This is a genomic window from Wolbachia endosymbiont of Drosophila bocki, assembly GCF_028982005.1.
GTDB lineage: Bacteria > Pseudomonadota > Alphaproteobacteria > Rickettsiales > Anaplasmataceae > Wolbachia > Wolbachia pipientis.
The window spans coordinates 1-5824 of the sequence record NZ_JAPQLG010000213.1; the positions used below are offsets into that span (position 1 = coordinate 1).

The following is a 5824-nucleotide window of genomic DNA, read 5'->3' on the forward strand; positions in this document are numbered from 1 at the left end:
AGATGTAGATGAAGTTTTGTAAAGACATACAGTATCTATATACTGCAAAAAATTGAACATAAGACGCCGACACATTAAGTAATCCTTACCTTTTAATCTGCAGATTGGCGAAAGCAAATACAATTATCGTGATAAGGGAGCTGGCGAGGCTTGTCAAGGAAGTTTTTCGTTTCATCCAATGCGCTGCCAAAAGCTATGTAAAAAGTCTAATGAGTTAACACCCATATATCCTGAGTAATTCTTGTGCATTAGCTTTGATTAGGATAGGGCATTTTCTATCATTTAATAGGGAACGCAATATTTCAGTTGCACCCTTAACGTCGTTATTGTGTATCTTTACTATAGCGATGGCTTCTTGGCTTGAATAAGGGTATACTGTGCTTGATTCTAAATTATCAATTTTGTCTTTATTTATTTTTTCACCGTTGGAGTGAAGTAAGCTCATTACTTCTAAATATTGTGCTAACTCACGAAAAACATCAGGAGCATCTTTATCATCTGCCAAATCATTGTAAATAGATGCTGTGTCTGTTGGCATTGAATCTGAGATATGATTGAATGCGCGTTCAAAATTTGCTAAATACTCCCAATTTGAATCTATTTCTTCTAGCAGCGGCTTATTATCTTTTTTTAAGAATAATACTTCGTAAAACTTGTCACCTGCAGTTATAGATTGTTTTGTGTTATCAATGTTGCGCAATAAGTATAATGTGATGCCAACTAACATTGGCGCGAGTGCAAGCAGAAAGATGTATTTTTTCATGGTAATATTCCAAATAGTTATATATTTATACATTAATGCTTTTGATTTGCAAAAACATATTGACATAGTGATTATATCACATAATAATATTCTCAAAGTTGTTTGAATAGTTGGAGATTAAAATATTTCTAAAGTAGAAATAAAGACAGCAGTATTAAGCTAAATTATTTTTTGTCGGATTTATCCGATGTACCCTCAACCTTTTATAGGTTGAAGTCTAAATTTGAGAGTTTGATCCTGGCTCAGAATGAACGCTGGCGGCAGGCCTAACACATGCAAGTCGAACGGGGTTATATTGTAGCTTGCTATGGTATAACTTAGTGGCAGACGGGTGAGTAATGTATAGGAATCTACCTAATAGTACGGAATAATTGTTGGAAACGGCAACTAATACCGTATACGCCCTACGGGGGAAAAATTTATTGCTATTAGATGAGCCTATATTAGATTAGCTAGTTGGTGGAGTAATAGCCTACCAAGGCAATGATCTATAGCTGATCTGAGAGGATGATCAGCCACACTGGAACTGAGATACGGTCCAGACTCCTACGGGAGGCAGCAGTGGGGAATATTGGACAATGGGCGAAAGCCTGATCCAGCCATGCCGCATGAGTGAAGAAGGCCTTTGGGTTGTAAAGCTCTTTTAGTGAGGAAGATAATGACGGTACTCACAGAAGAAGTCCTGGCTAACTCCGTGCCAGCAGCCGCGGTAATACGGAGAGGGCTAGCGTTGTTCGGAATTATTGGGCGTAAAGGGCGCGTAGGCGGATTAGTAAGTTAAAAGTGAAATCCCAAGGCTCAACCTTGGAATTGCTTTTAAAACTGCTAATCTAGAGATTGAAAGAGGATAGAGGAATTCCTAGTGTAGAGGTGAAATTCGTAAATATTAGGAGGAACACCAGTGGCGAAGGCGTCTATCTGGTTCAAATCTGACGCTGAGGCGCGAAGGCGTGGGGAGCAAACAGGATTAGATACCCTGGTAGTCCACGCTGTAAACGATGAATGTTAAATATGGGAAGTTTTACTTTCTGTATTACAGCTAACGCGTTAAACATTCCGCCTGGGGACTACGGTCGCAAGATTAAAACTCAAAGGAATTGACGGGGACCCGCACAAGCGGTGGAGCATGTGGTTTAATTCGATGCAACGCGAAAAACCTTACCACTCCTTGACATGGAAATTATACCTATTCGAAGGGATAGGGTCGGTTCGGCCGGGTTTCACACAGGTGTTGCATGGCTGTCGTCAGCTCGTGTCGTGAGATGTTGGGTTAAGTCCCGCAACGAGCGCAACCCTCATCCTTAGTTACCATCAGGTAATGCTGGGGACTTTAAGGAAACTGCCAGTGATAAACTGGAGGAAGGTGGGGATGATGTCAAGTCATCATGGCCCTTATGGAGTGGGCTACACACGTGCTACAATGGTGGCTACAATGGGCTGCAAAGTCGCGAGGCTAAGCTAATCCCTTAAAAGCCATCTCAGTTCGGATTGTACTCTGCAACTCGAGTGCATGAAGTTGGAATCGCTAGTAATCGTGGATCAGCACGCCGCGGTGAATACGTTTTCGGGTCTTGTACACACTGCCCGTCACGCCATGGGAATTGGTTTCACTCGAAGCTAACGACCTAACCGCAAGGAGGGAGTTATTTAAAGTGGGATCGGTGACTGGGGTGAAGTCGTAACAAGGTAGCAGTAGGGGAATCTGCAGCTGGATTACCTCCTTAGGCTTTGCACGTAATTTACCATTTTTAATGATGGTGTTGTTATGTGCTATACTGCTGTCTTTACTTCTACTTTATTTTAATTTCCCGATAACGGAATTTTATGAGTGATAGGCCTCTTTCTCCACATTTACAAATATATAAAGTACAAGTTACTAGTTTTTTCTCTATTATGCATAGATTGACTGGTATCTTGCTATTCCTTTTATTAATGATACTTTCTTGGTATTTCATATTACATGTTTACTTTCCTGAGTTACTTATAGTAAGGTGCTTAAATGCATTATTATTCACTCCTGTTGCTAAATTAGCTTATGTCTTATGTTTTATAAGTTTTGTATATCATTTTCTTAATGGTATTCGTCATTTATTGTGGGATGTTGGGCTTAATTTAGAAATTACTGGCGTTTCAAGGAGTGCTATACTGCTGACAGTAACGCTACTTCTTTCTACTATGGCTTTTTTATTTATGTTTATATGAGTCAGTCTGGAAATTCAGTACATCATTGGTGGGTTCAGCGTGTTTCTGCGGTAATTTTACTGTTCCTGTTTCCTTGGTTTATCTATTCATTTTCTTGCACATTTTATACTGATAGCTCTTTGTCTTTTAGTGAAAAATTTATTAATCACCCTCTAGAGCTTTTATTTTTTGTTGTATTGTTGTTTTGCATTTTTTGGCACGCAGTTCTTGGAATGCAGGTAGTATGCGAAGATTATATACACAGCGTACCTTTGAGGATTTTTACAATTACATGCATAAAGTACTTATCAAGCATTACTTATATAACCCTCGCTTTTACAATCTTTATCTTCTACAGGCATATTTTCTTGTAAAATCACCGGTGCTGTGTTAATATATTATTAGTGTACTAGTTTTATTATTGAACTATAGCATTATAGCGATTTTGGTTTGACAATATGTTTGAAGCATTAAAAAAGGTAGCAATAGATCTTACACTTAAAGCAAAAGGTCTGCTTACTTCACCTGAATCTCAAGTTTACGTCGAAGACCTTAGAAAGGTAATGATGTATGATGGAAGGAAATGCCAGTATCCAAAAAATTATGATCAAATTGTACAGTCTGCTAAAATCATAGAAAACAGGGATATACATGGAAATGCTATACTAGATAAAGATAAAAATCCAACCTATAAACTTTTGTATGGTCAAAAAGATGAGAATGGAGAACAACCAAGTTTCAGATTATCTTTAGTTACCGAAGGTAAAGATAATGATAGATCTTATTTTACTATCAATTATATAGACAATCAGGGTAAGCAAATTCCGATAAATGAGTTGCATAAGTCATATTTTGAGCCATTAGGCTTTTCGAGAATGGATTTGAAAAAACACGTGCCAATTTTTGAAGCTGAAAAAACTAAGGATCCTCAATATCCATTTGAATTAACTAATTCTTCTGTGCTAACTAAAGAGGTAAAAAATAAAGAAGGTAAAGTTCAGGAAGTTGTTGATGAAAAAGGAAGAAATGGAGAATTATTATACACTAGTGATTACAAGAAGCTAAGCACCCATTTTTCAGAAATTAGAGATCAGAATGGTAATCTAGAGCTAGATAAAAGTCTTATATCTGTTCCTATCGTTTTTGCTACAAGTTTAGCTAAAGTTTGTACTAAATTGTTGACTTCTCTTCCTATAAAGTTAGGGGAGCATTTAATAAGCGAACAAAACCCAATTGCAAAGTCTTTTGGTTATCTTTTATTTACTCCTGCAATGGCAGTAAAAAATTTAGTGGATATGGGAGCTACCATACTTAAGGCTCCAATTTTATTGTTTGTAGCAAATGAGAAAAAATATGGTGATGCTTACTACACCATGTGGAAACACCAACTGAAAGGATGTTTGGAAGAAGCAAAAAGTGACTTTAATGTTATTAAAGGTGAAGAAAGGCTAAAGCCGTATCATGGGAATCGTGATTCACTAGTGGGCACATGGGATGAGCTTAACGCTAGAAGGCCAAAGAAACAAGGGGATGATAAAGAAGTTAGCAAGAGTAATGAAATACTAAAGAGTCCTGAGGAAGAACAAAATAAGGGTAATGAAATATTAAGTGATAAAAGAAAAGGTCATGTTGAGGAATTACAAAATAGAAGAAATTCACAGCAAGGGCAGGGCGCTACACATGATCACTCTCATTAGCAATTACTTTAAATCAACATTTACTTTCTTTATTAACTATTCCACAACAAAAACTTGCATGTATTTTGCCCTCAGTATAAGATATTAATTATTTAATTAATATCTTAACTAAATGCGCCCTGTAGTATTGTGTGGTGGTAGTGGTAGCAGACTTTGGCCTTTATCTAAGCCAAAGCAATTTCAGAAAATATCTAGTCAGAACACTATGTTTCACAACACTTTGTTGAGGCTAAAAAGCGATTATATGCCGCCCATAATTGCTACAAATATACAGTACGAGTCATTAGTGATGGAGGAATTGCATGCACTGCAAGAATATAAAGTGATTTTCGAACCAGTGAAAATTGGAACAGCAGCGGCAATATTAATTGCTGCACTTCTCTGCAATGAAAACGAGACAATGTTAATTCTGCCTTCAGACCATTTTATAGGTGATTTGAATAGTTTTTATGCTTCTACTCAAAAAGCGTCTAAGTTAGCCTCTGAAACTAACTCTATAGTCACTTTTGGGGTTAAGCCTCATGAATTCAATTCTGAATACGGCTATATAAATGCAGTATATGATCAGAAAGAAAAATGTCATATAGTGAAAGATTTTACAGAAAAGCCCGAGCGTAAGTTAAGTAACGATCATTATTGGAACTCTGGAATATTTGTGTTTAAAGCAAAACGCTACATAGATGAGATTAAAAAATCTGCCCCGAATCTTTACAATTTATGTTTTAAATATTTCACACCGCAAGAGAGATTTCTGTATTTAAAACAACGAGATTTTGCAGGAATTGAAGGCATATCCATTGATTACTTGGTGATGGAGAAAGCAAAAAACGTTGCAATGATAGAAGCTAATTTCGATTGGTTGGATGTTGGAACTTGGAATTCAGTTTTAGAATTGAGTGAGAAGTTTAGTAAAGAACCGGCATCATTTCAGCATGTGATTAGAGAAAAAGAACCAGTTTCAACGACAGAAAGTAATAAAAATTTATTGAGTGGAGCTTGTAAGCAACCAAACAAAAGTCTAATTTCATTTATTCATAAAGTTAAGAAAGTAAAGGTGATAAGGAAAGAAGTTAAACCATGGGGATTTTGTAGTATAATTTTAATGAGCGAAAATTTTCTTAGAACCTGTTAAGGATCTCGAAAATATGAGGTAAAATAAGCATAGTTAAGAAAGAGGTATATC

Annotated in this window: 4 protein-coding genes, 1 rRNA gene and 1 pseudogene; 5 read left to right on the top strand and 1 reads right to left on the bottom strand. The window is 36.7% G+C overall.

Features of this window, described 5'->3' with window-relative positions:
• Nucleotides 1-214: 214 nt before the first annotated feature.
• On the bottom strand, nucleotides 215-829 hold the full coding sequence (locus OZD61_RS05410) for a hypothetical protein (RefSeq protein ID WP_274980121.1): 615 nt from the start codon (nucleotides 827-829) through the stop codon (nucleotides 215-217).
• A 153-nt stretch (nucleotides 830-982) separates the two neighbouring features.
• Between OZD61_RS05410 and OZD61_RS05415 the strand changes: the two genes are divergently transcribed.
• The 5 genes and pseudogenes from OZD61_RS05415 to OZD61_RS05435 form a co-directional block, all read left to right on the top strand.
• Nucleotides 983-2487: ribosomal RNA gene (locus tag OZD61_RS05415) — 16S ribosomal RNA — on the top strand.
• A gap of 100 nt (nucleotides 2488-2587) precedes the next feature.
• Entirely contained in the window at nucleotides 2588-2965 is a 378-nt protein-coding gene (gene sdhC / locus OZD61_RS05420) for a succinate dehydrogenase, cytochrome b556 subunit (RefSeq protein WP_274980122.1), read from the top strand.
• Nucleotides 2962-3318 (top strand): succinate dehydrogenase, hydrophobic membrane anchor protein, encoded by a 357-nt coding sequence (gene sdhD / locus OZD61_RS05425; protein ID WP_010963113.1) that lies wholly within the window; start codon nucleotides 2962-2964, stop codon nucleotides 3316-3318. Before sdhC ends, sdhD begins: the two co-directional genes overlap by 4 nt.
• A gap of 84 nt (nucleotides 3319-3402) precedes the next feature.
• Nucleotides 3403-4641, top strand: coding sequence for a hypothetical protein (locus OZD61_RS05430; RefSeq protein ID WP_274980123.1), 1239 nt, complete (start codon nucleotides 3403-3405; stop codon nucleotides 4639-4641).
• A 112-nt stretch (nucleotides 4642-4753) separates the two neighbouring features.
• Nucleotides 4754-5761: pseudogene (locus tag OZD61_RS05435) on the top strand (mannose-1-phosphate guanylyltransferase); the annotation flags it as partial.
• Nucleotides 5762-5824 lie beyond the last annotated feature (63 nt).

Coding starts and splice junctions, on each gene's coding strand:
- OZD61_RS05410 (WP_274980121.1), bottom strand. CDS start 829: ATGTCAATATGTTTTTGCAAATCAAAAGCATTAATGTATAAATATATA.
- sdhC (WP_274980122.1), top strand. CDS start 2,588: ATGAGTGATAGGCCTCTTTCTCCACATTTACAAATATATAAAGTACAA.
- sdhD (WP_010963113.1), top strand. CDS start 2,962: ATGAGTCAGTCTGGAAATTCAGTACATCATTGGTGGGTTCAGCGTGTT.
- OZD61_RS05430 (WP_274980123.1), top strand. CDS start 3,403: ATGTTTGAAGCATTAAAAAAGGTAGCAATAGATCTTACACTTAAAGCA.